Here is a 23,645-nt window from a genome sequence, read left to right as displayed (position 1 = left end):
CGACGCCCTACGAACTCGCCCGGTTGAGGGGCCTATGCAGCTTCCTTGCCCGCCACCCCCCGGCCTGACAGCATCTGCGCATGGGCATCTTCGACTCCGTCGCACGCGGCATGGGTAGCCTCCGCCCGCTGACCGACGAGGAACTCGAAGACGAGCACGAAGCGCTACGACAGCGCTACGTGTCCAGCAACAATGTCGGCGAGGCGTCGAACCTCTACAACGAGCTGCACCGCTACGACGAAGAGATGACGCGCCGCGCCAACGAGGCCTACGAGCGCGACAACCCGGACGCAACCACCAGGCACCGCGAACACGGCTGGCACCTGCCCAATGGCGACTAGCGATCGCCCTGCCGGGCCTCGGCTCCGTCGACCTCGGCCACTGGGGCTGTCTCGCTAACGGAGACCTCTCTGCTGCCAACGCCCTGACACAGAATGGTGCCGTCAGATCCACAATTCCCCGACCGCCCACCTGTCAGGTTCAGCGGGGCTTGCGGCCGGTAGTGGAGGCGAACTGGTAGCCACGCACCAGCACCGCCGGGTCGGCCATCAGCTCGGCGAACCGGTCCAGCTCGTCGTGGGACAGGTCCTCGGCGAGGAGCCGGTCGCGCAGCTGGGTGGCGTTGTCGGCGTACAGGCGGCAGCCGGCACTGCCCCCGGCCCAGGTCTCGGCGACCCAGCGGGTGTGGACCTGCTCGAATCCGTTGGCGAGCAGGAAGGAGGGAACCTTGTCGCCCCAGTGCAGGTCGACCCCCCGGCCGGCGAGGACGTCGAGGATGGTGTGCACGACGCGGGTGACGAGGTCGTTGTCGCTGTCGGCGGGGGCGTGCGCGGACACGGGCGCGTAGACGATCTCTCCGAGGACGAGGTGCCCGCCGGGGCGCAGCGCGTTGATCATCTGGTGGAGCAGCGGGTGCCGGTTCGGTAGGTGTTCCAGGACGCAGCGGGCGGTGGCGACGTCGATGGTGCCGGGTTCGACCGGCAGCGGCTGGGTGCGCAGGTCGCGTTGGTAGACGTCGAGCACGCCGGTGGGGTTGAGCATGCTGGTGTCGATGTCGACGGCGATGACCTTTCCGGTGCGGCCGACGAGTTCGCACAGGTGCCGGGCGATGGAGCCGGCGCCGGCGCCAACGTCGAGGGCGGTGTGCCCGGGGTTGACTCCCAGGCGGGTCAGGTCGTCGAGAGTGACCGGGTCGAGCATCTCCTGCAGGGGGTGGAGCTGGTGAGGGCTGTTGCGGAACTGGTAGCGCTGCGTGGGTGCGGTGGCCGTCATGGAGTGACTCCTTGGGTCGTCGTGGTGAGGCAGGGCAGGGGCGTTGTCAGCAGCCAGTGCTGTTGCAGCCGCGGGTACAGCGGTAAGGACGGCGTGGCTGGCCGGGGACGGGCGGCGGGTTCCCACCAGCGGCGGGTGGCGTGGCTGTGGGCGAGGTAGACGAGGTAGGTCTGCGCTCGCCAGCCGAAGGGACCCAGGTGGGCGGATTCGTAGGCGAGGACTTCCCCGGTGTCTGGGTGCAGGACGAGCAGGGCGCGTCGGTCGCCGCTGGTGGCGGCGACCGCGATGCCTGGGCGGCCGGAACGGTCGACCACGCGCGGGTAGTAGGTGAGCGGGCTCAGGCCGGCCAGCAGATCGAGGGTGGCGGCGCGGCCGTCCCGGCGAGGGCTGTACCAGGTCGACAGGTACGCCAGGTTCGTCAGCACCTCGGTGGGGTCGGCTGGTGAGGGCTCATCGATACGCAGGTCTTCCCGCAGCACGTCGGTGCGGGTGAAGGGGTCGATCAGCCCGACGCTGTAGAGGTCGCCTGGTTGCCACCAGTCGTGGGTGACCGGAACGACGCCGGTGGGGTGCTGGGTGGCGAGTTGGCCGCCCGAGCGGTCATCGCCGCGCCAGCGGACCACCTCCCGCACCGCCGCCCCGGAGCGGGCGGGGTTGTTCCACTGCCGGTAATGCACGAGGTCATACCGGCCCGCAGCGGTGTCGCACGCGCTGGCCCGCAGTCGTGCCGCCAGCGCCAGCAACGGAGCACGCGCCGGCTGCGGGTACGCCACCTGAGTTCCCTGGTGACCGGTGCTTCGATGCGCCGCTGCAAGCATGGGCTGCGGCGCCGCTGAGGTGGGACAGTGCACGGAACTGGGCTGGGCGGGGATCGGTGCTGGCGTCGTCACGGCGGGTATGGCGTTGGCGGCGAGCACTACCAGGGCCGCCATGGTCGCGGTGGGGGTCACCGGTGTGCCTGCCCACGGTTGGGCAGAGCGGGTGAGACCAGGGCGAGGTGGTCGCGCAGCGCCTGCTCGGCCTGTCCGTCGCTGGTGGCGATGGGTCCGGTGAGGCGTCCGTCGGCGAGGACGTGGACGGTGTCACTGAGGGTGGCGGCGGCGCGGGCGTGCGGCACGGCGGCGAGGATGGTGACGCCGTGGCGGGGCAGGTCCCTTAGCGCGTGGGTGACGTGTGCGGCCACGGTGGGGGCGAGTCCTTCGGTGGGTTCGTCGCACAGCAGCAGGCGGGGCGCGGTGCGTAGGGCGCGGGCGATGGTGAGCATCTGCTGCTCCCCGCCGGAGAGCTGGTGGCCGCGGTGGCGCAGCCGGGCCGCGAGGGCCGGGAACATCTCCAGCAGTTCGTCCACCGCCCAGGTCCGGCTGTCCGGGCGGCGAGCGGTCGGGCGGGCGACGGTGAGGTGCTCGGCGACGGTCAGCGACGGCCACAGCCGTCGTCCCTGCGGGGCGAGGGCGACCCCGGCGCGGGCGGCGCGGACGGGCGTCCAGCCGGTCACGTCGCGGCCGTCGAGCAGGATCCACCCGGTGGTGGGTCGCAGGTGCCCGGCGAGGGTGTGCAGCAGGGTGGTCTTCCCGGCGCCGTTGGGCCCGGCCACGGTGTGCACGGCGACGGCCGCCAGATCGACGGTGATGTGTTGCAGGACGGGGGTGTCGGGGCGGTAGCCGGCGGCGAGGTCACCGATGCGCAGCATCGTCACCCCCGGTGCCGAGGTAGAGGGCGGTGACGGCAGGGTCGGCGCGCACGGTGTCGGTGGGGCCGTCGGTGTGGCGGCGGCCGTGGTGCAGGACGGTGGTCCAGTCGGCGAGGGCGGCGACGACGTCCATGTGGTGCTCGACGAGCACGACCGCCATCCAGCCGGGTAGACGCCCGAGGATGTCGAGCAGGCGGGTGGTGTCGGTGTCGGTGAGGCCGGCGGCAGGCTCGTCGAGTAGCAGCACGCGGGGTTGCCCGGCCAGGGCGACGGCGAGGTCGAGCATGCGGCGGTGCCCGTGCGACAGCGCGGCGGCCGGGTAGTCGGCGTACCCGAGCAGGCCGACGAGGTCGAGGGCTTCCAGAGGTGTGCGTTCGGGTTGGTGGCGGTGGTGCCAGCCGCCCATGCGCACGCAGTCCAGCAGGGTCAGGTTCGGGTAGACGCGGGGGTGTTGGAAGGTGCGGCCGATGCCGGCGCGGCCTCGCCAGGCCGGGCCGCGGCGGGTGACGACTTGGCCGTTGTAGGTGATGGTGCCGGCCTGAGTGCGGGTGGTGCCGGCCAGGATGTTCAGCAGGGTGGACTTGCCGGCGCCGTTGGGGCCGATGACGGCGTGGCGGTCGCCGGGGGCGACGGTGAACGTGTCCAGGTCGAGGACGGTCAGCTGTCCGTAGGCGTGGCGCAGGCCGGTCGCGACGAGGCCGTTGCCGTGGGCGCGGTCGGTGTCACCCGGTTCGCGCTGCGACGGCACGCCGTCGGGGTCGATGCGGTGGACGGTCCTCACGGGGTGCTCCTGGTGACGGGCTGGGCCGGGCCGTCGGGCATGTGAAGAGCGGGACGGCGCCGACCGTGACGAGGAAGGGGCAGGCTGGCCAGTCGCGCGGGAAGAGCGGTCAGGCCGCCGGGCAGCAGGTACACCGCGGTGACGAACAGGGCGCCGAGGAGCAGGGGCGCGTGACCGGGCAGCCAGGCACCCACGACGTCGCGCACGGCGAGGACCGCGATTGTGGCGGCGGCGGCGCCGGGCAGCGACGTGGCGCCGCCGATGACCACGGCGAGCAGCGCGAGGGCGGCGGTGGTGAAGCCGACATCGGCCGGAGTGATCCACCGGTGGGTGTGGATGAGCAGGGCCCCGCCGATCCCGGCGAGCGCGCCCGCGCCGGTGTGCGCCGTCCACAGGTAGGCGGTGACGTGGTGGCCGCTGGCGCTCGCGCGGGCCTCGTTGCCGCGCACGGCCGCCAGCAGCGTCCGCTGGCTGCCGCCGAGCAGTGCCATGGCGGCGGCGGTCGCGGCGATCGCCACGAGCGTGGCGTAGAGCAGCACCGTGCGGTCGGTAGTCAGCGGCGGCAGGCCGGGCAGCAGACGAGGGGCGGGGATCCCAGCGAGCCCGTCGGTGCCGCCGCTGACCGTGCGCCACTGGGCGGCGGTGATCGCGGTCAGTTCCGCGACGGCGAGGCTGAGCATGAGGAACACCGTGGCGCGGTAGCGGACGAGCACCGCGCCGAGTACGCCGGCGGTCAGGGCTCCCGCCCCGGCCGCCGCCAGCAGGTGCAGCGGGGCGAGGTCGGTGCCGGCGAGGGCGAGCCGGGCGGTGGTGTAGGCGCCGGCCGCGTACGGGGCGACCTGGCCGAGCGTGGGCAGTCCCGCGTGGCCGGTGACCACCGCGACGCTGACCGCCACCACCGCCAGCGGCAGCATCCGCGCGGCGGTGGCGTGCAGGTACGGATCCGGTGACACCGCCACCGCGCCCACCACCGCCGCTGCCAGGCCGAGCGCCGACCACGGGTGCGCGCGTCGTGCCAGCGCGCGCACGACCGTCGCCGCCATGTCGTGTCGTGGACCGCTCACGCCGACGCCCCGGTGGGGAGGCTGGTCCGGCGGGCCAGCAGCACCACGGCCATGGCGCCGATCAGCAGATACGGGGCGACCGCCGGGAACGACGTCACGCCGACGGTCTGCACGACGCCCGCGGCGAGGGCGGCGGCGAGCGCACCGGGCACGGAGCCGAGGCCACCGCAGACCACGATGATCAGCGACAGCAGCAGCGCGGTGTCGGCGGTGTGCGGGCCGACGCCGAGGATCGGAGTGGTCAACGCCCCGGCCAGGCCGGCGAGAGCCCCGGCGGCGACCAGGACTGCCGCGTCCACCAGGCGGGGGTTCACCCCGATGCCGGCAACCATCGCCCGGTCGTCGACCGTGGCGCGGATCAGCCGTCCGGCGCGGGTGCGGTGCAGCACCACGTAGCCTCCCGCGACGACAGCGACAGCGACGCCCAGCACGGCGAGCCGGTCGACCGGATACCGGTGCCCGGCAACCCAGACGGTCGCCTCCAACACCTCAGGCAGGCGAGGTCGCAGCGTGTCGGGGCCGTAGGCGGTGGTGAGCAGGTCGGCGCCGATGAGCGCGACACCGAAGGTGAGCAGCGCCTGGTCGAGGTGCCCCCGACCCCGCAGTGCGGCGGTCGCGGCGGCCAGCACCCCGCCGCCGGCGGCTCCCACACCGGCCGCCAATGCGACCGCCGCGGCAAGGCTTGGCCAGGTCCCCGAACTGGTGGCAGCAGCGACGTAGCCGCCGGCCGCGATCAGGGTGCCGTGCGCGAGGTTGAGCACACCCCCGGCGCCGAACGCGACGGTCAACCCCGCGGCGGCGATGGCCAGGAGCAGCCCGTAGGCGACGCCGTCGACGGCGGGTATCAGGTAGGCGTCCACGCGCACCGCACCCCCTTCTCGTGTGCTTGGTCTGGTCAGCTGGCGGGCAGGGTGGTGAGGTCCTGCACCAGGACGTTGGACAGCACTGGGCCGTCGTTACGGACCTCGCGCAGGTACCAGCGCTGCACCGGGCGGTGCTCGGTGGGGTGGAACTGCCAGTCCCCGCGAGGGGAGACGACCCGCCCGACCTGCCCGATCGCGGCGTTGAGCTTCTCCCCGGTCACCTCGCCGTTCACGGCGGTCAGCGCCCGGTCGAGGACGGCGGCGGCGTCGTAGGAGGCCATCGCGAAGGTCGTCGGCTGGCCCGGATGGCCGGCGGCGGACCAGGCGGCGACGAAGTCCTGGTTGGCCTGGTTGGCGAGGGTGGGGCTGTAGTTGAGGACGTTGCGGATGCCGGTGGCCGCCGGTCCCTGCGCGGTGAGCACGGACCCTTCGGTCAGGAAGCCGGCGGCGTAGAGCGGGACGTCGGCAAGGTCGGACTGGGCGTACTGCTTGACGAACGCCACCGCCGCGGCCCCGGCGTAGAAGGTATAGACGGCCTTCGGTTTGGTCTCGGCGGCCTTGTTCAGGTACGGCAGGAAGTTCTCCGTCGCCGGGAACGGCGTGAACAGGGTCTTCCCGTCGGGGTTGGCGAGTTTCCCGCCGAGGCGGGTGAAGGTGTCGGTGAAGCCCCGCAGTTCGTCGTAGCCGCCCTGGTAGTCCGGGCCGATCGCGTACACCTGACCGTCGCCGACCTGCGCCTTGACGTACTCGGCGATGGCGATGCCCGGCTCGTCTGAGTTGTAGGAGGTGTGCCAGGTGTAGGCCAGGTCGCGGGGCTTGCCGCCGACGGGTGCGAACGCTGGCCGGGCGTTCGCGCCGAGCAGGGGTATCTTCCGCTGCGTGGTGAGGGTCTGCACCTTGTCGACCGTCGCGCCGCCGACCAGGCCGGTCAGGGCGACCACCTGGTCGCGTTCGAGGAGCTTCTGCGCGGCGGGGACGGCCGTGGCGGGGCCGTCGCCCTCGTCGGCCACGACCAGGTCGATCTTCCGGCCGCCGAGTTTGCCGTCGTGGGTGTCGAGGTAGAGGCGGAAACCGCGCTGCATGTCCTCGCCGACGGCGGCGTAGGTGCCCGACAGGGAGACCAGCAGCCCCACACGGACCGTGCCGGAGTCGGTGGCGGTGCTGCTGCACGCGGCGCCGGTCAGCAGGAGACCCACAGCGGTCAGGGTGGCGAGCCCACGTCGCAGGCGTGGTCGGGGATCAGACATCGAAGATGCTCCTTCGTCAGGGGTGAGGGGCGGGTTCTGCGGGCGCTCAGGGCTGAGCGACCGCCGAGCGGGGCGTGGTCTGGGTGATGACGTGCTCGATGAGGGCGATGAGCAGCCGGCGGACGCTGTCGCGGTCGCGGGCGTCGATGTCGACGATCGGCACGTCCGCGGCCAGGGCGAGGGCTTCACGGATGGCCGATGCGGGGTAGGAGCGGGCACCGGGGAACTGGTTGACCGCGACGACGTAGGGCAGCCGGACGTGGTCGACGTAGTCGAGGTGCCGGAACGAGTCCTGCAGGCGGCGGGTGTCGACCAGGACCACGGAGCCGGCGGCGCCCCGGACGATGGCGTCCCACATGAACCAGAAGCGGTGCTGGCCTGGGGTGCCGTAGACGTAGACGGTGACGCCGTCGACGTCGAGGCGGCCGAAGTCCATCGCCACCGTGGTGGTGGTCTTGGCCGGCATGAGGGTCGTGTCGTCGGCGGCGTTGCCGGCGGACATGCGGACCTCGGTGGTGACCGGTGCGATGTCGGAGACCGCGCCGACGAGGGTGGTCTTCCCGACGCCGAACGGCCCGGTGAGCACGATCTTCAGGCTCGGCGGCCCGCCGGCGGGTCGCCGGACGGTGAGGGCGGGTGCGGTCATCGCCGGCCGGCCGCCGCGGTGGTGAGTGTGCCGGCGAAGGCGGGGGTGAGCTGGTCGCCGACCTGCTCGGCGAAACGGCCGAGTTCCTCGGTGACGAACGCGAGGTCGGCGTCGCGGGTGGCCAGGGTCAGCAGCGACGCGCCGGTGCTCACCGCCACCAGAATCAGGAACCCGTGCGCCAGCTCGGTCAGGTTGCCCCGCACCGCGCCCGCGGACAGGTCGCGGGCGGCGCCGTTGAGCAGGCTGTTCATTCCGGCCGCCACTGCGGCGAGGCGCTCGGCGGCGTCCCGGTTGAGCCCGTCTGTCCAGGCCAGCAGCAGCCCGTCGGCCGACACGGCCACGGCCTGGCTGATCCCGGGCACGCGGGCGACGAGGTTGGTGTTCAGCAGGTAACTCAGATCGCTCATGACTGGCCCTTCGACTGGGGAAAGCGGCGGTCGAGGCCGCGCTGGTAGGCCCCCGCCGTACGGGCCAGGCCACCCATTGAGCGGACCGGCGCGTCGGCAGCGGGCAGGGGCGGGGGTGTGAACGCGGACATGGGCTGCCGCTTCGGCAGGCCGTTGGCCGTGGTGGCGTCCTGTCCGGGCAGCCCGCGCGCAGGGGTGGAGGGCATGTGCACCGTGGCTCCCTCGACGAACCACGCCGGAGCCGGCAGGTGTCGGGCTGTCTCGTCGTAGGCCGGCGTCGACTCTGACTCAGGCGCCCGGCGGGGCACCGGAATCAACGGCAGCGCCTGGGTAGGGCCGTCTGCCGCGCTCGGGGTGGACGACCGGCGCCGGGTGGGCAGCGCGGCCGAGCCGCCGCGCCCGGCCGGTGCCGCCGTGGGCGCGGGCAGGGTAAGGGTGGACGCGGGCGTGCCGCCGGGAGCACGCCGGCCGGCGATCGGGCCGGTGGGCAGCGCGGCCGGCTCGGGAACGCCGATTAGGAGTTTGTCGGCGGAGATCTCGACTTCCGCTACCGTGCCGTGCGGCTGTCCCGGCAGCAGCCGCACGCGTAGCCCATGCGCCGCGGCCAGCAGCGCGACGGTGGCCAGGCCCTGGCGCCGGATGTGCTCAACCTCGATCATCGGCGCGGGTTCGGCCAGCTCGGCGTTGAGCCGGACCAGCAGGTCCGGCTTGATGCCGGGCCCGGTGTCGGTGACCTGGATGATCACCCGGTTGCCCAGCAGATGCCCGGTGACCACCGCGTCGCCGGGGCTGTAGCGGGTCGCGTTGTCCAGCAGCGACGCCAACAGGTGCACCAGGTCGTCGATCATCGGTGGCGGCACCAGCACCCGCTCGTCGATCACCCCGAGCCGCACCCGCCGGTACTCCTGGATCCGGCCCTGCGCCGCCTGCGCCACCGTCACCAGCTCCGCCGGCTGCGGATGCACCGCCCCCAACGACCGTCCCGACAGCACCAGCAGACTCTGCGTGGCGTGCAGCAACTGCGCGGCGAGACTGTCCACCGCGAAGAACGTCGCCAGGGTCGCGGCGTCCTTCTCGTCCCGCTCGGCCATGTCCAACTCGCGCAGCAGCCGATGCGTCATCCCCTGACACCGCCGACCCACCGCCTCCACCGCACCGGCGGCCACCCGCCGCTGCCGCGCCAGATCCGTCGAGATCCGGTACGTGTTCAACGCCAGCGTGTCGAACGCGGCGGCCACCTCGTCCACCTCGTCCCGCGCCGCTGCGGGTGCCAGCGCGGAAGGCGGCGGCGGAACCGACGCCGGGTCGGCAGGATCCGCCGCGTCAACGCGGCGGACCAGGTCCGGCAGGTCCCGCTCCGCGACACGAGTGACCGCGTCACGGACCCGCCGCAGCCGCCGCGCCAACGCCCGACCCTGCCGCCACGCCAGCGCCGCGGCGGCCAGGGTCAGCGCCACGGCGACCGCCGACAGCACACCCGTGGTGACCCACTGCTCTCGGCGTTGCCGCCCCACCTCGGCGGCGATGTCCGCGTCGACGCGGGTCTGCACCTCGTGCAGCCGGTCGCGCCGCTCATTACTGGCCGCAGCCCACCGGGACGCGTTCACCCGCAACCGCTGACCCACCTGAGTGCGGGCGACCTCGTCGTCGAGACGCTGCGCCGCGAGGACCTGCGGGCCGGACAGCGCCTGGTCAAGCCACGACCGCCACCGCGCCGGCGACCGCTGCGACACCGCCAGCAACGCCTCGTCATACCCGGCACGGGTCGCGGCCAGCTCCCGCTGCACCGCCTGCGACACCACGGCGCCGTTGCCGGCAGCTACCGCTGCCTGTTGGATACCCGCGTACTGCCCGGCCTGCGACAACGCCGCCGCCACCCGCAACTGGTCCGCGACCGCACCGTCCGCACCGCCGACCTGACCTACGGTCTCCCGCACCGCCAGCCCCTGCGCGAGCACCGCCCGATACCGCACCAGCACCGCCGTCAGCGACGCCGACCGCGCCTTGACCTGCTCCCTAAACACCGGAAGCAACCGCAGCTGCTCGTCGAACGGCCCCACCAGCCGACTGACCGAATCCGAGGCATCGAGCTCGCCGCGGCGCTGCCGGTAGGCGTCCACCGCCCGGTCGGATGCCGCGACCTGCTCGAGATAACCGTTGAGGCCACCCGCCGAATCACCGACCAGCCCGCCGGCGACCTGCCGCTCCCGGTCGAGTTCGTGCAGCACCTCACCCACCGCGGCCGACACCGCCACCAGCGACTGCAGGCGGTCGGCACTGCGCGCCTGACGGCTCGTCGATGCCACACCCCACGAGGCGAAGACCAGAGTCGCCGCCAACGGGATCAGCAGCAGGAGCGCAAGCCTCCGAGCAACAGGCACAACAGTCCTTCCCACAATCCGGCGAATTGGCGCGGTCGTCCGCGCTGCGGTCTGCTGCGGGCCGGGATACGGCACACGCGTCCACGGCGACGAGAGTGACTAAAGGCGAAGACCGTCGATGTCGGTAAGGCTCGCCGTCCACGTCTGACAATCCGCCGACAATCCGCCCTTTCCCGATGGCGGCTACCACGCCTGGGGCGGGCGGCGCGCATCGCGTGCTGACACGCTGCATCGCGGCTTGCGGCCGTCGGGGCCGCTCAATGGTCTGGGACGGTCAATGTCGGAGCTTTGTCAGAGGTCACAGCAATGGGTTATCGACATCCGTGCACCCGGCCGTTAATGGGGGCATCACCGTGAGCGCCAGCGGCGCGGACAGCGGTGACGGGCGATCCGGCCGCCGGCTGGTTTCGCCTGCCTGTGCCCAACGCTCCCGTAGGAGGGATGTGCCATGGCCCCACGAACCATGCCCGAACCCGCTGAGGTCGGTCGCCGAGCCGCCGAGATCCTCGACCTGATCACGCAGCACCCGTCGTCCGAGCGGCTACGCAGCTCGTCGATGAAGTACTCCAGCTGCTGGGCGACCTTCACCGGGTACCCGGCGATCAGCCAGTGGTCCCTCGACCGGGACGCGGGCCCGTTGCTGACCGAGGCGATGCGGGTCCTGGCGCTCAAGGCCGCGGTGTTCGAGCTCTCCGGCGGCGACGAGGAAGCCGCGGAGCTGCTGGTGCCGGCGCCGGTCGACGAGATGATCCACGCCGTGCTGGCGCAGTTCACCCTCATGTCCCGGATGCAGCGCGACCTCGGGGTCACGTTCCCGCACGCCACAGAGTTGGAGGAGTTCACCTACACCCGCGGCTGCCTGACCGACGCGTACTACGCCGCCACCGGCTGGGGGCCGCAGCCGCTGCGGTACTGGCTGGACTCCGCCGAGGTGACCCGCCGATTGAACCAGCTCAACGCCCACTACCAGGCCGCAGGCCTGGGACGCGACGGACGCAGCCACGACTTCGCCTTCGACCAGCCAGACACGGCGACCACGCCCGTCGGGGTCAGCGGTTAGCCAGCTCCACCGACAGCACCCGCCGCATGGCCGCCACCACCTGCTTCGGGTCGAACCTCTCGCCGGCGAGGCGCTCGGCGCGGGCGACGGCACCGAAGATCTGCTCCGACGGGGCGTCGCGCAGCACGGCGACGAGCCAGCCTTCCAGATCCACCAGGTCGGCAGGCAGTACCAGGGAGGCAGGCGTCGGCGCCGGTCGTGACGCCTGTTCGGGGACCGGCTCGCCGCGCGAGGCGTAGCGGCCCGGTGGCAGTCCGACCCGGTACGGGTGCACACACACCGCGATGCCCTCGGCGGTGACTCGCCATCCGATATCCGGGTTGTAGGCGAACTCGGGTCCGGGCCGGTCGACCACGTCGAACTGGCCCGGCCCGAGCTGCTGGGCGGGACACACGACGCACGTTTGCTCACACCACTGCGGTAGCGGCCCGGACATGGCGCCGATGCTACGGCAACCAGGAGGTATCAGGCCATGACCGTCTTATCCCCTCCCCGGGCCGCCACCATCGACCGCGCCCTACGCGACGCCCAGCGATGGTGCACCGGACACGCCATCGACGACCGCCCCGCACTAGCCCACGCGGTCCGGGTCGCCGTGACCATCGGCGAACATGTACTACACCCGGACCCGGATCTGATAGCGGCAGCGCTGCTGCACGACATTCCCGACTTCGCGCCCCGCACGCCGGACATCTACCAGGTCCTCGCCGTCGCCTACGGCCCGCAGGTACCGCGGATCATCGCCGCCCTGCAGGCCGAGCACCAGGCCCTCGACATGCCGGACCCGCCCATCCGCGTCGACGACCTGCCGGTACTGCTGGCCTCGACCGCCGACAAGATCGTCGCGCTAACTTCGCTGCTGCGACGGGCACATGCCAGCGGCGACGTCACTGACTTCCTCCGCACGCGCCCGGCGCTACTCACGCTGCTGCCGCACTTCCGGGCCTTTCACCAGGCAGCCCACCCCCGGCTGCCGGCGGGGATGTCGGCACGCCTCGACACCGCGCTGGCGCTGCTTGAGCGAGCCGCCACCAGCATCCAGACGGCGAGCAAACCATGATCGCCATAGATGCCGCGTTGGCGGACCAGCTACGCCGCGACCTGCTCACCGCCGCCGGCCATCAACAGACCGGTGGGCAGGTCATCGAGGAGTGGGAACTGTCGACGGTGCAGCGGCTGTACCTGAGCGACGGCAGCAGCGTGATCTGCAAGCTCGCCACATCACCGTTCACCGGCGAAGCCGCCGTGCTGCGATCCCTCAGCGAACACGGTGCCGCCGTGCCCCACCTGCACGGCTACACGCTACGTCCGCAGGCGCTGGGCATGCTGATGGACGACCTCGGCGACCCCATCCGCCCAGCAACTATCGCCGAGGCCGCAGCCGTCGCCAGCGCAATCCACGCCGTCCCGCCGGTGCCGACGCTGCCCGTGTTCGACCAGCGGACCCTGGCGCGCCTGCCCGAGCAGGCGCTCGCCGCACTCGACGAGCTGCACCGCCAGGGCCGCTTCGTCGACTCCGGCCAGGCCGAGGAACTGCTACGGCGGCTGGTAGCCGTGGCGGGCAGACGCGCCGACGGCGCCGAAAGAGAACCCTTCGGGCTGTGCCACGGCGAGTTCCACCGCAGCTCACTGCACGTCAGCCGCACGGGATGCCGTCTCGTCGACTGGGCGAAAGCATTCACCGGACCAGGCCTGCTCGACCTCGCCACCTGGTTCGGCACCCGCAACGCCGCAGACCCCGCCCAACTCACCCGCCTGATCCGCGCCTACGTCGCGGCTGGCGGCAGCACCGACGCTCACTCAGACCGCGGTGGCCTGCCGGCAGCTCAGTGGGCGCTGGGATGGCACCGCGTGTGGGCAGCCTGGTGGTTCCTGACCACAGCTGCCGCAGGCCACCACCGGCCCCACACCGATGGCCCTCACGCCCAGGTCGTGCACCGCCAACTGCACGCTGCCGCGCAACTGCTCGACGCCGCCCCGTTTGGCGCGTCCGGAGTTCACCTCACTACCGCGGGAAGATCCTTATGAAGCGCCTCATCGTGGACACCCACGCCTCGTCCTGCTACTTCCGCACCTCCGTCGGCGGGGATGGACGCAAGGCGTTGGTGCAGATCACCGAACGGTGCAACCTGCACTGCGCCCACTGCTTCGTCTCCTCGACCGCAGTGGGGTCCGACCTGTCCCTGGGCGACTTCACCACCCGAGTGTTGCCCCGGCTGCTCGACGCCCGAGTCGAACGCCTCACGCTCACCGGGGGCGAGCCCTTCGTCCACCCCGACCTGATCGCCATGTGCCAAGCGGTGGCCGATCAGGGACTGCCGGTGGGCATCTGCACCAACGCGACGCTGACCCGCGACACCGATATAGCCGCCTTGGCCGCCTTGGGCAACGTTCACGTCAACGTGTCCTTCGACGGGTTCCGGCCCGACAGCCACGGCAAGTTCCGCGGCGACCGGTCGTCGTTCGCCACCACCGTCGCCACCACCCGCAAGTTCGCCGAAGCCGGCCTGCTCAAGGGCCTGCTGTCCACGCCCAACGCGCTGACCGTGCCGCAGGAGTTCGCGGACCTGTGCGCCTTCGCCGTCGACATCGGCGCCGAGTACGTGCTGATGAACCCGCTGTCCTCCTTCGGACGGGGGGTGAAGAGCCGCAGTAAGCTCGCCGCCACCACGGCCGCGATGGACGCCATCACGGCCGTGACCGACCGCTTCGCCGGCCAGGTCGACCTCGTGCGCATCCGGTTCCCCAACGAGGACCTGCCGCTGGGCGGATGCGACGCGGGAAAACTGATCTACGTCTTCGTCGACGGGCAGGTCGCCGTGTGCCCCTACCTGGTCTTCGCCGCTCGCACGCCCGCCTCCGCGCACCGCGATACCGAGTTCCTCACCGGCAACATCCTCGATAGTGAGGTTGTCACCGGCCTCGACGCCTACGACTTCCACGGCCGCTACCGGCTCGGCGCCAACCCGACCTGCGGCTCCTGCGCGCTGGCCGGACAGTGCGGCAAGGGCTGCCCTGCCGCGGTCATCGCCACCGGTGGCCGCATCGGCGATGTCGATACCGAGCAGTGCCCCGTCACCGACCCATCCGGCCGTCGACTGCTCCCGCTGTCCCTGGCCAAGGGGTGAGCAGCCTGTTCATCGCCGTGGAGGGCCCCAACGGAGTCGGCAAGAGCACCGTCGCCCGTCGCCTGGCCGACCGCCTCGCCGAACTCGGACCGGCAGGGGTCCACCTGACCGGCGAGCCCACCCGCACGCCCCTGGGCCAGCTCCTGCGCCGCCAGGAATCCTTCCTGCATGGCAAGGCACTGGCCCTCGCTCTGGCCGCCGACCGCGCCGCGCACATCGAAACGGAGATCATCCCCCGGCTCGACGACGGACTGCACGTCGTCACCGACCGGTACGTCGCCTCCTCGCTGGTGCTGCAACGCATCGACGGCCTCGACCTCGGCGAGATCTGGTCCTACAACCGCTACGTCCTGCCCGCCACCGTCATCTACCTCGAAGACCACCCGGAGGTCATCCGCACCCGACTGACAGCTAGACCACACTTGACCAGGCTGGAACTGGCCGGCTCGCCCGAGAAAGAACTCGCCCTCTACCGCGACGCCGCCACCCACCTGCACCGGCAGCAGTGGCGCCAACACGTCGTCGCCTGCCACGGCCTCAACCCCGAACAGGTCGTGGACACTATTCTCGCCCTGCTACCCGCTGACGGCCCCTGACCAGCGAGGTTCACCGTGCTGTCCATTCTGACGATCAACGTGCAGGCCGCCGCGCTCGCCCGCGCGCAGAAGCTCCTGACCTGGTTGCTACACCGCGACGACCACGTGATCATCCTGACCGAAACCAGCAACGGACCCGGCACCCGGCACCTGCTCACCGGCCTGCGGGCAGCCGGGATGTCCATCGCCCACCAGCCCTCGACGGACGGTGACCGCGGCTGCGCCATCGCCAGCCGCATCCCCACCCGCCCAGCCCCGCACCTCACCGCGGGCATCAGCCTGCCTGGCCGGGCCCCCGCCGTCATCCTCGACACCGACCCCGCCGTCACGATCCTCGGCCTCTACGTCCCCTCCAGCGACCGGGCACCGGCCAAGCTCGCCAAGAAGCGGACCTTCCTCACCACCGTCACCGACACCCTGGCCCGCCTACCCACCACCGACCGCGCACATCTGGTGGTCGGCGGCGACTACAACGTCATCAGCCGCGACCACCAACCCCGCTACCCCGGCTTCCGACCCTTCGAGTACGACTTCCTCGACGCCCTCGCCACGCTCGGGCTCTGCGACGTCCACCGGACTCTGCACCCCGACGTGCAGGCACACAGCTGGATCGGCCGAGCAGGCAACGGTTATCGCTTTGACTACCTCCATGTTGGCCCTGGGCTGCTGCCCCATCTGGCAGCCGCCGCCTACCTGAACCAACCTCGCCTTGAGGGTCTCACCGACCACTTGGCGCACAGCGCCGACATCGACGCACCGGCTCTCGGCGGTCGGGGTGTCGGTACGGGCAACATCGTGGCTTGCTGGATCTCACGTACCCCTAGACGAGCGGCAGAATAGGCGCGTGACCCTCTGGACGATCGCCACGGCAGCCGACGAAGCGCGCCGCCAAGCGTCGGTCGCCGTCCTCCCCATCGGCAGCTTCGAACAACACGGCTCGCATCTACCGCTCGCCACCGACACCATCGTGGCCAGCGCCATCGCCACCGCGCTCGCGGAACGTTACGACCTCTTCCTACTTCCGCCAATCACTCTGTCCTGCTCCCACGAGCACGCCGCGTGGCGAGGAACTGTCAGTCTCAGCTCGACCACCCTCACCGCCATCATCAACGACATCGTGGCGTCCCTCCATGGGCAAGGCATCGACCATCTCGTTCTCGTCAACGGGCACGGCGGCAACTATGTGTTGTCCAACATCGTCCAAGAGGCCAACACTGACCGGCCACGCCTCGCGCTCTTTCCAGGTCGACAGGACTGGGACCAAGCACGCCGCGACGCCAGATTAGACAGCACCACCCACGACGACATGCACGCCGGGGAGATCGAGACGTCGATCCTTCTCCACGCCGCGCCGGATGCCGTCGGCCCGGACTTCGGAACCGCCGATCACCTCACCGAACGGCCACATCTCCTGACGCTCGGCTTGGCTGCCTACACGAGCACCGGAGTAGTCGGGCAACCATCTTTAGCCACTGACGCCAAGGGGCAGGCGGTGCTGGCCAGCCTTGCCCGCAGCTTCGCGGACACCCTCACCACGCTTACCCGTCAATAGGCCAACACTCGCGCCACGCGACACGATCCTCCTGGTGGCACTCAGCGCTCACCGCGCGCCGGCCGAAACTCGAAGGAGCCCACATTGCGCAGCCGCGAAGTCGTCACCGGCCGCACCATCGTCGCGGTATTCGACCACGGAGAAGACTTCTACGACGCCCTCGACCGCACCTGCCGCGCCCACGACATCCGCCAGGGCTACATCCCCACCTTCATCGCCGGCCTCGCCAGCGCGGACATCGTCGGCACCTGCGAACGCCTTGACAACCCCGACGCCCCGGTCTGGTCCAAAGTCCATCAGACCAACATCGAAGCCCTCGGTGGCGGCACCCTCGCCTACGACCCCGACACTGACACCATCCAGCCGCACATCCACCTCACCGTGGGCTTGAAAGCGCACAGCGCCACCGCCCACACCAGCCACCTGCTCGCCGCGACCGTCCAGTTCCTCACCGAAATGATCATCGTGGAGATCCTCGAGCCAGCGATGACGCGTGTTCGCCAAGCCGACCTCTACGACGTGCCACTCCTGCAGTTCCCCTGAAGCCAGTCGAGCGCGGCGGCCCAGGTCTCCAGCCGTCACAGCCGGGGCGGCAACATCCGTGGACTCGACCCACCTCAGAACGGGGCCGACGTCCTCACGGCCGCGCTCGTCAGATTCCAGATCAACGTGTCGTAGGTGTCCACAACCCGCCGTACTGGCACACCGAGTGAGCGAATCATCGCGTCGAGTCCGTGCTGCACCTGTTCACCTGAGTGCTGGGAGCTGACCAACCGCTCCACCTCGACGAACGCGCCGAGCCCGTCAACGACGTCCACGCATACCGTCGCGCCGTCCCAATCGCCGACTCGGCGCTGCTTAACGATCCGCACCGTTGGCACCCAACCCATCGTGGCGAGAGCATCATGCATCGCGTCGCGGTCGAGGATCACGCATTCGTGCTCCAGGCACGCCATCTCGTTGTCGATCGGCTTCTTCACGGTGAACAGATGACGCCCCTCCTGCGTGCGAAGACGCGCGAACGGCACACCGACCTTCGACATTCCGTACGACCAGCCGGCTGGTGCGTACGCCTGGTCGTCCTGGACCGACGGCTCCGTCAACACGACCTGCCGCCGGGCGAGCGCCGTGATCAACCCCTGCAGGTCGTCGACGCGGTATTTGGCTTCAATCTCGTGATCATTGTTGGCCGGCTCGTGGGTCACGAGCAGGGAGCATACGAGCATCGGAGGTCACGCGAGTTCGGACGACCGCGAGGCCAATGTCGGAACTTTGTCGGAAGAGTGTTGGATGAAGCCGCTGAGTAGCTGATGCATCACAGACCTGCACTACAGTGCTCCCACGCCAACCTGCCTCGCCTCGCGCGAGCGTTCGTACCCATCGGGAGCTGCTGATGTCGAGCGTGCCACCACAAGACGTGGCCAAGGCATGGATCGCTCTTGGTCAAATGCTGGCCCGCAGCCGCAAAGCCGCTGGTTACACGCAGGAGGCGTACGCCCCGCGGGTGAGCTATGGGCGGAGCACGATCGCGAACGTGGAGACCGGCCGGCAGCGCGTGGGCCGCGATTTCTGGGCCCGAAGCGACGAGGTGTTGGGCACCGGCGGCAGACTGGTCCGGGAATACGATCGCATCCGGCTCGCCAGCAACCGGCACGTGCTGAGCGGCACGGCCGCCCCTACGGCGTGCCACGTGGCTGCTGAGCCCTCGTCCTCCACCGCTGCGGAGGCGCTCGCCCGGATGCCGGGAACGGACTACCTGATGGGCGAGTGGAACAGCTTTTCCACACTCACCAGCATGCTGGCCCAGCAGCGCCAGGCCGTGTCACCCGACGCGCTACTGGGCCTGATCGAGGCCCACCGTGACTGCCTGTCGACGCTGTATCGCAAAGCGGGTCGTGCTCCCATCCGCGCTGATATCGGAGCGATGCTCGCCGAAGCCTCGATCGTCGCCAGCAGGCTGTGGAGCGCGCAGGGCAACCGTGCCCTCGCGCTCGCTCACTGTGCCTATGCCCGCCAGCTCGGCGACAGGCTTGGCAGCCGCAGGATCAGCGCAACGGCACGCATCTTCGAGAGCAACCTCCACTCCGAAGCCGCCACACTGATCGACGCAGACGGTGACATCATGATCGGCCTGCGGCTACTCGATGAGGCCGCCCGCGCGTCCACCGATCTCAGTCCACCCGCACGGGCGCGAGTAGCTGCCGAGCAGGCCCAAGCCTTCGCGGCCCTGCGACTTCCCCGCGAGGCCACGGCGGCCCTGAAGCGGGCAGAAGAAGCGGTCAACGACTTGTCGCCCGTTGACTGTGTCGGCCTCTACAGCGACTGGAGTAGCGCTCGCCTCCACGTCTACGCGGGCACGTGCCATCTCCTGCTCGGTCAGCCCCACCAGGCGGTGACCGTGCTGGAAAGTGCGGTACAGATGCTGCAACACGACCACGCCAACGCCAACGTCGCGTTGGCGGCAGCCGTAGACCTCGCCAGCGCCTACGCCGACGCCGGCGAACTCGAACGATCCTGCACCCTGCTTGGCGCCACCTACGACCAGCTGAAAGCAGGTGGCAACCATCGAGGCATCGCTCGAGCCCAACGAGCTCGACAACGGTTGGACCGATGGCGCGACGAGCCGCTTGTCCTCGAACTCGAGGAGCAGATGGCCGCCTAACGAGCAGCCGGCGTCCCGCCCGCACTCAACAGCGAACTGACGGCTGCCACCACCGTCGTCGGGTCGAGACTGTCGAGTACCACGTCAGGTTCGTAGGATGCCAGCTCTCGACGCCCAAGCCGGTGAGCGACGACAGCGACGCGAAAGTCGGCGTGACGTGCGCAAGCGATATCGTTGGGCGCATCCCCGATGACGATCGCTCGAGCGGAATCGAGCGGATCACCGTAGATCGCGGAGTAGCGCTGAGCTACGACTGCCGGAAGCTGGAAGCGATCTCGCGCGTCCGACCCGAACCCGCCGACGCGAAGATCAAGAAAATCGTCCAAGCCCGCCACGTCCAGCTTCACCTCGGCGGCCGAACGCAGGTTGCCGGTCAGCACGGTCTGGATGAAGCCATGTTCGTGCAGCTTCGCGATGCTCGCCGCAGCACCTGGATACGGCGGCTGGACCTCAGCCAACTCCTGCCGACCCTCCTGCATAACCGCGGCGATGGCCTGACGGAAGGCGGGTATGCCCGCCTCCGCAGATGACGGGTCCACGCCCGAAGCGATCGCCGTGTCGACGGCGATCGACTCGTCCGTATACCCATGCACCTTCTTGTCAGGGAAGACAATCTCGGACTCCGCGATGCCGTACGCACGAGCGATCGCGCGCGTCAGCCAGCGCAAGTCCGCAGGGATGAGCGTCCCGTCAACGTCCCAGATGACCAAGCCGGCGCTGCTACGGTTCATTGCAGCATCGTCGCACGTCCAGCGCAGTGTCCTCGCGCCGACGACGGTGCTGATCGCCCATATGCACGATACGCCGGGATCGCCCTCGCGGTGACGTCCGTAGATGGCTATCGCTACCTGATACAGGAGCGCCCGGCGTAGCCCCTGCATGGAAGCCAACGACGCGACCATCGCCACCTTCACAACACCGCCTGCGATCCACCGCCCCGGTGAAGCGGGGTCACCGTGGCGTAACGACCGCGTGCTGAAGCGCCAGCATGGTCGTCGACTCTCATCGGTGGGGAGCGAAGGATCTGTGCAAATCGGGAGCGAGCGTCCTGGTCGGCGAGCTTGAGCGCGTCGTCGAGGGCCGCCTGCATGGCGAGGCTAGGGTGCACCGGCTGCTTGCGGTCCTCCCACTGGGCGATGATCGAGGCGGTGACGCGAAGCCGTTCTGCGAAGCCTTGCACGCTCAGCCGCAGGGACTCCCTCAACGCGAGGGTTTCGCGTCCGCTCCATCGGGCGACGGTGATCGTGCATCCGCAGGCGGCAGGCTCGACCATGTCGTTTTGTCGCGGGCGTGGTGGCATGGCTGCGTGATGGCGTCGCAGGCGGTCCTGCTCGGCTATCCAAGCCTTGTGGGCTCGGTAGGTGGTGACCAGTTCGTGAAGCGCGTTGAACGCGTCCACCAACGCTCCTCCTGCGCCGAGTTCGAGGTCGACGCGCTCCCAGAAGCTGCGGGGTATGTTCTGTCGCCCGATCTCGACGTTGGCGATCGCGCTGCGGGAGTATGCCGTCCGCCTGGCCAGGGCGACCTGGGTAATGCCGGCCGTCTTGCGGCATCGGGCCAATCGCAGCCCCAACGCTTGTTGTGCCTCGCGGATCTGTTCGGGCATGACCGGGGACGGAGCGGCGCCCGTCGCGCTCACCCGTTCCGTCCGCATCACGGCCCTCGTGGAAGCGCCCGGTACGCCGTTCACTATCGATGTCCCCTCCTATCAGATCGCCTGCAAGGACCCTGAGATCTCCGGCCTTACGCCGCCGCGCTGGCCCTGCTGCAGGGCGGCGGGCGGGTGATCGGCGCCGACCCCGACGCTCCAACTCAAGTCGTGCGAGGCTGCGGCGAGCCTTTGGCCGAGCGGTGAGTCAGCACGCCGCTGCGGTCATCCCGTCGTCGTCTTTGCCGCCGCTGAGGCAAACATGAGGCCGGCGCAGCGTCCGTCGTTGTCGGATCGATGCGCTGTATTCCTGGAGCCCTTGGTGGGCGGCGTAGAAGGCGGCCGTGCTTGATGAGTGTGGGGCCCGCTCTCTGGCGGCCGGAGCATGGTTCAACCTCGCCGCATGTGACGCGCTGGCCGGATGGCCGGACCGTCAGGTGGCGTTCAAGCTCCGCCTGGACTCGCTCGACCTCCTTCAGCCCCGTGCTGGCTAGGTAAGTCGTTCTCATGCGGACCACCTCGGTGGCGGCGCTGCGATGCGGACTGCCCGCATCCGGACGAGCGCGGGTCGAGGCTTCTGGCCGAGCTGGGAGCCGTCTGTTCGCAGCGCTAGACCTTCCACGTTGAGCCACTCGTCGTCGTGCACGTAGATCCGGCCACCGATACAGGTGACCCGCAAGGTCAGATGACCGGTTCCGTACATGTAGTTCTGGTCGCCGACCTCGATCACGTCGCCCAGCCGAGGAACGTTCATCGCGCTCGCCTGACCTGCTCGAGGGCGACCGTCGTGGACCCGCATCGCGGACACCAGCGGTCCTTGACCTTGAAGGACAACAGCCCGGCGACATAGCCGACCATCAACGCCGAGAGAACACCGAACAGCACCGCGATCACCTCATCGGTCTGTGCCTGACGCGTCAGCCAGGCCCCGGTTGGTCTGTCGCACTGAGGTCGCGTTGCGGACGACGGCCTTCGCCTTTAGCTCACCGACCGCCGTTGGCCAGCCATCGACGTCATGGTGACGCTGCGTTGCGGCCTCGTACTATGTAGGTCGATATTGCAGCATCGTACGATGCTGCGCAAGCCCTAAGCTATGGGTGAACCCCATTGGGAAGGCTTGCCTTGTATGAGGGAGGATCAGAGGATGGCGCGATTCACTCCACCGACGCCTCGCTCCCGCCGTCTAGGCAGGGAGCTGCGGCGGCTACGCGAGACACGCGGTCTCACCCAAGGAGACGCGGCCAAGCTGCTCAAATGCTCTCAACAGCGAATCGCGCGCATCGAGTCCGGCGACATCAAGCCGCGCCCGCGCGACGTACTGGAGATCCTTGTCGCCTATGAAGTGCCGCACGACGCGGAGCAAGGCCGGGCACTACGGGCAATGGCCGAGCAGTTGCGGGAGCCGGGCTGGTGGCAGCGACTCAATACACTCCCGGCGCGCTACGTCACGTTCATCGCCTACGAAGCCGAGGCGACGGACCTTCGGCAGTTCCAGCCGACTCTCATCCCCGGGCTGATGCAGACCCGCGCCTACGCGCAGGAGGTGATCCGCATCGGCCGGGAGACTGACCAGGAGGAGATCACCCAGCGCGTCGAGGCGCGTCTCAAGCGGCAGGAGGTGTTGACGGCGCGCAACCCGCCGCTTCGGCTGCAGGCGATCATCACCGAGCAGGCGTTGATGCTGGAGGTTGGCGACGCCGACGTTCGCCGCGACCAACTGGAGCACATCATCAAGGTCGCCGCGCTGCCCAACGTCACCGTGCAGGTCCTGACGCTCGCTGCCGGCGCCCACCTCGCCGTGCACGGCGGCTTCGAAGTGCTGACCTTCGCCGACGGCGACCCGCCCCTTGGCTACATCGAGACCCTGGCCGGAGAATTGTTCCTGGAGTCGCCCGAGGAGATCCGGCGGCTCACGGGCGTGCACGAGCACCTGCTCTCCCTGGCGCTGTCGCCCAGGGAGTCGATGCGATTTATCCAGGAGAAGAAGGATGCAATCGGTTAAATGGTTCAAGTCCAGCCGATCCGGAAACAACGGATCGTGCGTGGAGGTCGCCCGTTTGGGCGCCGACGCCATCGGGGTCAGGGACACCAAGGCCCGTGGGCGCGGGCCAATCCTGACGTTCACCCAAGCTGAGTGGGACGCGTTCATCGATGGCGCGAAGCTCGGCGAGTTCGACCTGACTGACTGAGGTCGGTGGGCGCCCCGCCCAGCTGGGCGCCCACGGCCGCCCCGCGTCTGGTGCCGGAAGCGGCACATCGGGATGCGAAGACGACATCACCTATTCGCCCCAGTCGCACTGATCGGGCGGCACACCTTGGGAGCGGGCATAGGCGACGGCTTCGGCGCGGCCCTGAGTATCGCCCCTGCGGTAAGCGAAGGTCTTGTCCGGGAAGACGACATACTTCTGATCTTCGGTGTGGAAGTCGACGTACCAGCCTGGGCCGCTCAGGGCCTGGGCGAACTGGTCGGCCAGCCAAGCGGCATCGTCGCGGCTCGAAACGAAGTTGACGATCGTCCAGGTGTCTGGCTGGCCAGGCGCTGGGGCAGGGTTCTGCCAGCGGGTGATCTTGTCGACTCGCAGGTCGATGCCTTCGAGCGTCACGTCGTGGCGCAGACTTTCGATGATCAGGACTCCTGCTAACACAAA

Annotated in this window: 29 protein-coding genes; 12 read left to right on the top strand and 17 right to left on the bottom strand. The window is 69.9% G+C overall.

Annotated elements, in window-relative coordinates:
* The first annotated feature begins 80 nt into the window (after positions 1–80).
* Complete coding sequence (locus O7617_RS13095) at positions 81–341, top strand: hypothetical protein (RefSeq protein WP_282263780.1); 261 nt, start codon at positions 81–83, stop codon at positions 339–341.
* Positions 342–480: 139 nt separating this feature from the next.
* On the opposite strand, the gene O7617_RS13090 is transcribed toward O7617_RS13095, so the two are convergent.
* The 10 genes from O7617_RS13090 to O7617_RS13045 all read right to left on the bottom strand — a co-directional run bounded on the left by O7617_RS13090 (position 481) and on the right by O7617_RS13045 (position 10,351).
* The gene (locus O7617_RS13090; RefSeq protein WP_282263779.1) at positions 481–1,272 is read right to left on the bottom strand and encodes a methyltransferase domain-containing protein; all 792 of its coding nucleotides are present in this window, start codon (positions 1,270–1,272) and stop codon (positions 481–483) included.
* Positions 1,269–2,045, bottom strand: a complete 777-nt coding sequence (locus O7617_RS13085; protein WP_282263778.1) for a hypothetical protein — start codon at positions 2,043–2,045, stop codon at positions 1,269–1,271. The genes O7617_RS13090 and O7617_RS13085 overlap by 4 nt, the downstream gene beginning before the upstream one ends.
* Positions 2,046–2,218: 173 nt before the next feature.
* Positions 2,219–2,962 (bottom strand): ATP-binding cassette domain-containing protein, encoded by a 744-nt coding sequence (locus O7617_RS13080; RefSeq protein ID WP_282263776.1) that lies wholly within the window; start codon positions 2,960–2,962, stop codon positions 2,219–2,221.
* Positions 2,946–3,743, bottom strand: coding sequence for an ATP-binding cassette domain-containing protein (locus tag O7617_RS13075; RefSeq protein ID WP_282263775.1), 798 nt, complete (start codon positions 3,741–3,743; stop codon positions 2,946–2,948). Before O7617_RS13075 ends, O7617_RS13080 begins: the two co-directional genes overlap by 17 nt.
* The gene (locus O7617_RS13070; RefSeq protein ID WP_282263774.1) at positions 3,740–4,807 is read right to left on the bottom strand and encodes a branched-chain amino acid ABC transporter permease; all 1,068 of its coding nucleotides are present in this window, start codon (positions 4,805–4,807) and stop codon (positions 3,740–3,742) included. The genes O7617_RS13075 and O7617_RS13070 overlap by 4 nt, the downstream gene beginning before the upstream one ends.
* Positions 4,804–5,673, bottom strand: coding sequence for a branched-chain amino acid ABC transporter permease (locus tag O7617_RS13065; protein WP_282263772.1), 870 nt, complete (start codon positions 5,671–5,673; stop codon positions 4,804–4,806). The genes O7617_RS13070 and O7617_RS13065 overlap by 4 nt, the downstream gene beginning before the upstream one ends.
* A gap of 29 nt (positions 5,674–5,702) precedes the next feature.
* The gene (locus O7617_RS13060) at positions 5,703–6,917 is read right to left on the bottom strand and encodes an ABC transporter substrate-binding protein (RefSeq protein ID WP_282263771.1); all 1,215 of its coding nucleotides are present in this window, start codon (positions 6,915–6,917) and stop codon (positions 5,703–5,705) included.
* Between the two features lie 46 nt (positions 6,918–6,963).
* Positions 6,964–7,563 carry an ATP/GTP-binding protein gene (locus tag O7617_RS13055; protein WP_282263770.1) on the bottom strand — a complete coding sequence of 200 codons (600 nt, stop codon included), beginning with the start codon at positions 7,561–7,563 and terminating at the stop codon, positions 6,964–6,966.
* Positions 7,560–7,970: a roadblock/LC7 domain-containing protein gene (locus O7617_RS13050; RefSeq protein WP_282263767.1), complete on the bottom strand. Its 411-nt coding sequence runs from the start codon at positions 7,968–7,970 to the stop codon at positions 7,560–7,562. The genes O7617_RS13055 and O7617_RS13050 overlap by 4 nt, the downstream gene beginning before the upstream one ends.
* Entirely contained in the window at positions 7,967–10,351 is a 2,385-nt protein-coding gene (locus O7617_RS13045; protein WP_282263765.1) for a nitrate- and nitrite sensing domain-containing protein, read from the bottom strand. Before O7617_RS13045 ends, O7617_RS13050 begins: the two co-directional genes overlap by 4 nt.
* Positions 10,352–10,799: 448 nt before the next feature.
* Here O7617_RS13045 and O7617_RS13040 point away from each other — a divergent pair, with 448 nt between their 5' ends.
* Positions 10,800–11,411, top strand: a complete 612-nt coding sequence (locus O7617_RS13040) for a hypothetical protein (protein WP_282263764.1) — start codon at positions 10,800–10,802, stop codon at positions 11,409–11,411.
* Here the strand turns inward: O7617_RS13040 and O7617_RS13035 are convergent.
* The gene (locus O7617_RS13035; RefSeq protein ID WP_282263762.1) at positions 11,401–11,847 is read right to left on the bottom strand and encodes a hypothetical protein; all 447 of its coding nucleotides are present in this window, start codon (positions 11,845–11,847) and stop codon (positions 11,401–11,403) included. The genes O7617_RS13040 and O7617_RS13035 overlap by 11 nt on opposite strands.
* 36 nt (positions 11,848–11,883) lie before the next feature.
* On the opposite strand from O7617_RS13035, the gene O7617_RS13030 reads away from it, so the two are divergent.
* The 7 genes from O7617_RS13030 (at position 11,884) to O7617_RS13000 (ending at position 17,230) form a co-directional block, all read left to right on the top strand.
* Entirely contained in the window at positions 11,884–12,471 is a 588-nt protein-coding gene (locus O7617_RS13030; protein ID WP_282263760.1) for a metal-dependent phosphohydrolase, read from the top strand.
* On the top strand, positions 12,468–13,439 hold the full coding sequence (locus O7617_RS13025) for a phosphotransferase (RefSeq protein WP_282263759.1): 972 nt from the start codon (positions 12,468–12,470) through the stop codon (positions 13,437–13,439). The genes O7617_RS13030 and O7617_RS13025 overlap by 4 nt, the downstream gene beginning before the upstream one ends.
* Positions 13,436–14,539, top strand: coding sequence for a radical SAM protein (locus O7617_RS13020; RefSeq protein WP_282263758.1), 1,104 nt, complete (start codon positions 13,436–13,438; stop codon positions 14,537–14,539). Before O7617_RS13025 ends, O7617_RS13020 begins: the two co-directional genes overlap by 4 nt.
* Positions 14,536–15,135 (top strand): dTMP kinase, encoded by a 600-nt coding sequence (gene tmk / locus O7617_RS13015; RefSeq protein ID WP_282263757.1) that lies wholly within the window; start codon positions 14,536–14,538, stop codon positions 15,133–15,135. The genes O7617_RS13020 and tmk overlap by 4 nt, the downstream gene beginning before the upstream one ends.
* Before the next feature lie 15 nt (positions 15,136–15,150).
* Positions 15,151–15,975 carry an endonuclease/exonuclease/phosphatase family protein gene (locus O7617_RS13010; RefSeq protein ID WP_282263756.1) on the top strand — a complete coding sequence of 275 codons (825 nt, stop codon included), beginning with the start codon at positions 15,151–15,153 and terminating at the stop codon, positions 15,973–15,975.
* 4 nt (positions 15,976–15,979) lie between these two features.
* The gene (locus O7617_RS13005; RefSeq protein WP_282263755.1) at positions 15,980–16,687 is read left to right on the top strand and encodes a creatininase family protein; all 708 of its coding nucleotides are present in this window, start codon (positions 15,980–15,982) and stop codon (positions 16,685–16,687) included.
* 84 nt (positions 16,688–16,771) lie between these two features.
* Positions 16,772–17,230 carry a DUF296 domain-containing protein gene (locus tag O7617_RS13000; RefSeq protein ID WP_282263754.1) on the top strand — a complete coding sequence of 153 codons (459 nt, stop codon included), beginning with the start codon at positions 16,772–16,774 and terminating at the stop codon, positions 17,228–17,230.
* Between the two features lie 74 nt (positions 17,231–17,304).
* On the opposite strand, the gene O7617_RS12995 is transcribed toward O7617_RS13000, so the two are convergent.
* Complete coding sequence (locus tag O7617_RS12995) at positions 17,305–17,892, bottom strand: CYTH domain-containing protein (RefSeq protein ID WP_282263753.1); 588 nt, start codon at positions 17,890–17,892, stop codon at positions 17,305–17,307.
* 188 nt (positions 17,893–18,080) lie between these two features.
* Here O7617_RS12995 and O7617_RS12990 point away from each other — a divergent pair, with 188 nt between their 5' ends.
* Entirely contained in the window at positions 18,081–19,349 is a 1,269-nt protein-coding gene (locus tag O7617_RS12990; RefSeq protein ID WP_282263752.1) for a helix-turn-helix transcriptional regulator, read from the top strand.
* Here O7617_RS12990 and O7617_RS12985 read toward each other — a convergent pair.
* From O7617_RS12985 to O7617_RS12970, 4 genes are all read right to left on the bottom strand, one after another.
* Entirely contained in the window at positions 19,346–20,251 is a 906-nt protein-coding gene (locus tag O7617_RS12985; protein ID WP_282264725.1) for a haloacid dehalogenase-like hydrolase, read from the bottom strand. The genes O7617_RS12990 and O7617_RS12985 overlap by 4 nt on opposite strands.
* 8 nt (positions 20,252–20,259) lie before the next feature.
* The gene (locus O7617_RS12980) at positions 20,260–20,955 is read right to left on the bottom strand and encodes a helix-turn-helix domain-containing protein (RefSeq protein WP_282263751.1); all 696 of its coding nucleotides are present in this window, start codon (positions 20,953–20,955) and stop codon (positions 20,260–20,262) included.
* A 547-nt stretch (positions 20,956–21,502) separates the two neighbouring features.
* Entirely contained in the window at positions 21,503–21,751 is a 249-nt protein-coding gene (locus tag O7617_RS12975; protein WP_282263750.1) for a hypothetical protein, read from the bottom strand.
* Complete coding sequence (locus tag O7617_RS12970) at positions 21,748–21,891, bottom strand: hypothetical protein (RefSeq protein WP_282263749.1); 144 nt, start codon at positions 21,889–21,891, stop codon at positions 21,748–21,750. The genes O7617_RS12975 and O7617_RS12970 overlap by 4 nt, the downstream gene beginning before the upstream one ends.
* A gap of 250 nt (positions 21,892–22,141) precedes the next feature.
* Between O7617_RS12970 and O7617_RS12965 the strand changes: the two genes are divergently transcribed.
* The gene (locus O7617_RS12965; protein WP_282263748.1) at positions 22,142–22,999 is read left to right on the top strand and encodes a helix-turn-helix transcriptional regulator; all 858 of its coding nucleotides are present in this window, start codon (positions 22,142–22,144) and stop codon (positions 22,997–22,999) included.
* Positions 22,986–23,186, top strand: a complete 201-nt coding sequence (locus O7617_RS12960) for a DUF397 domain-containing protein (RefSeq protein WP_282263747.1) — start codon at positions 22,986–22,988, stop codon at positions 23,184–23,186. The genes O7617_RS12965 and O7617_RS12960 overlap by 14 nt, the downstream gene beginning before the upstream one ends.
* Before the next feature lie 90 nt (positions 23,187–23,276).
* On the opposite strand, the gene O7617_RS12955 is transcribed toward O7617_RS12960, so the two are convergent.
* The gene (locus O7617_RS12955) at positions 23,277–23,642 is read right to left on the bottom strand and encodes a hypothetical protein (protein ID WP_282263746.1); all 366 of its coding nucleotides are present in this window, start codon (positions 23,640–23,642) and stop codon (positions 23,277–23,279) included.
* Between the last annotated feature and the right edge of the window lie 3 nt (positions 23,643–23,645).

The organism is Micromonospora sp. WMMD1155, from assembly GCF_029581275.1.
Lineage (GTDB): Bacteria > Actinomycetota > Actinomycetes > Mycobacteriales > Micromonosporaceae > Micromonospora.
This window is presented reverse-complemented; position numbering and strand designations above follow the sequence as displayed.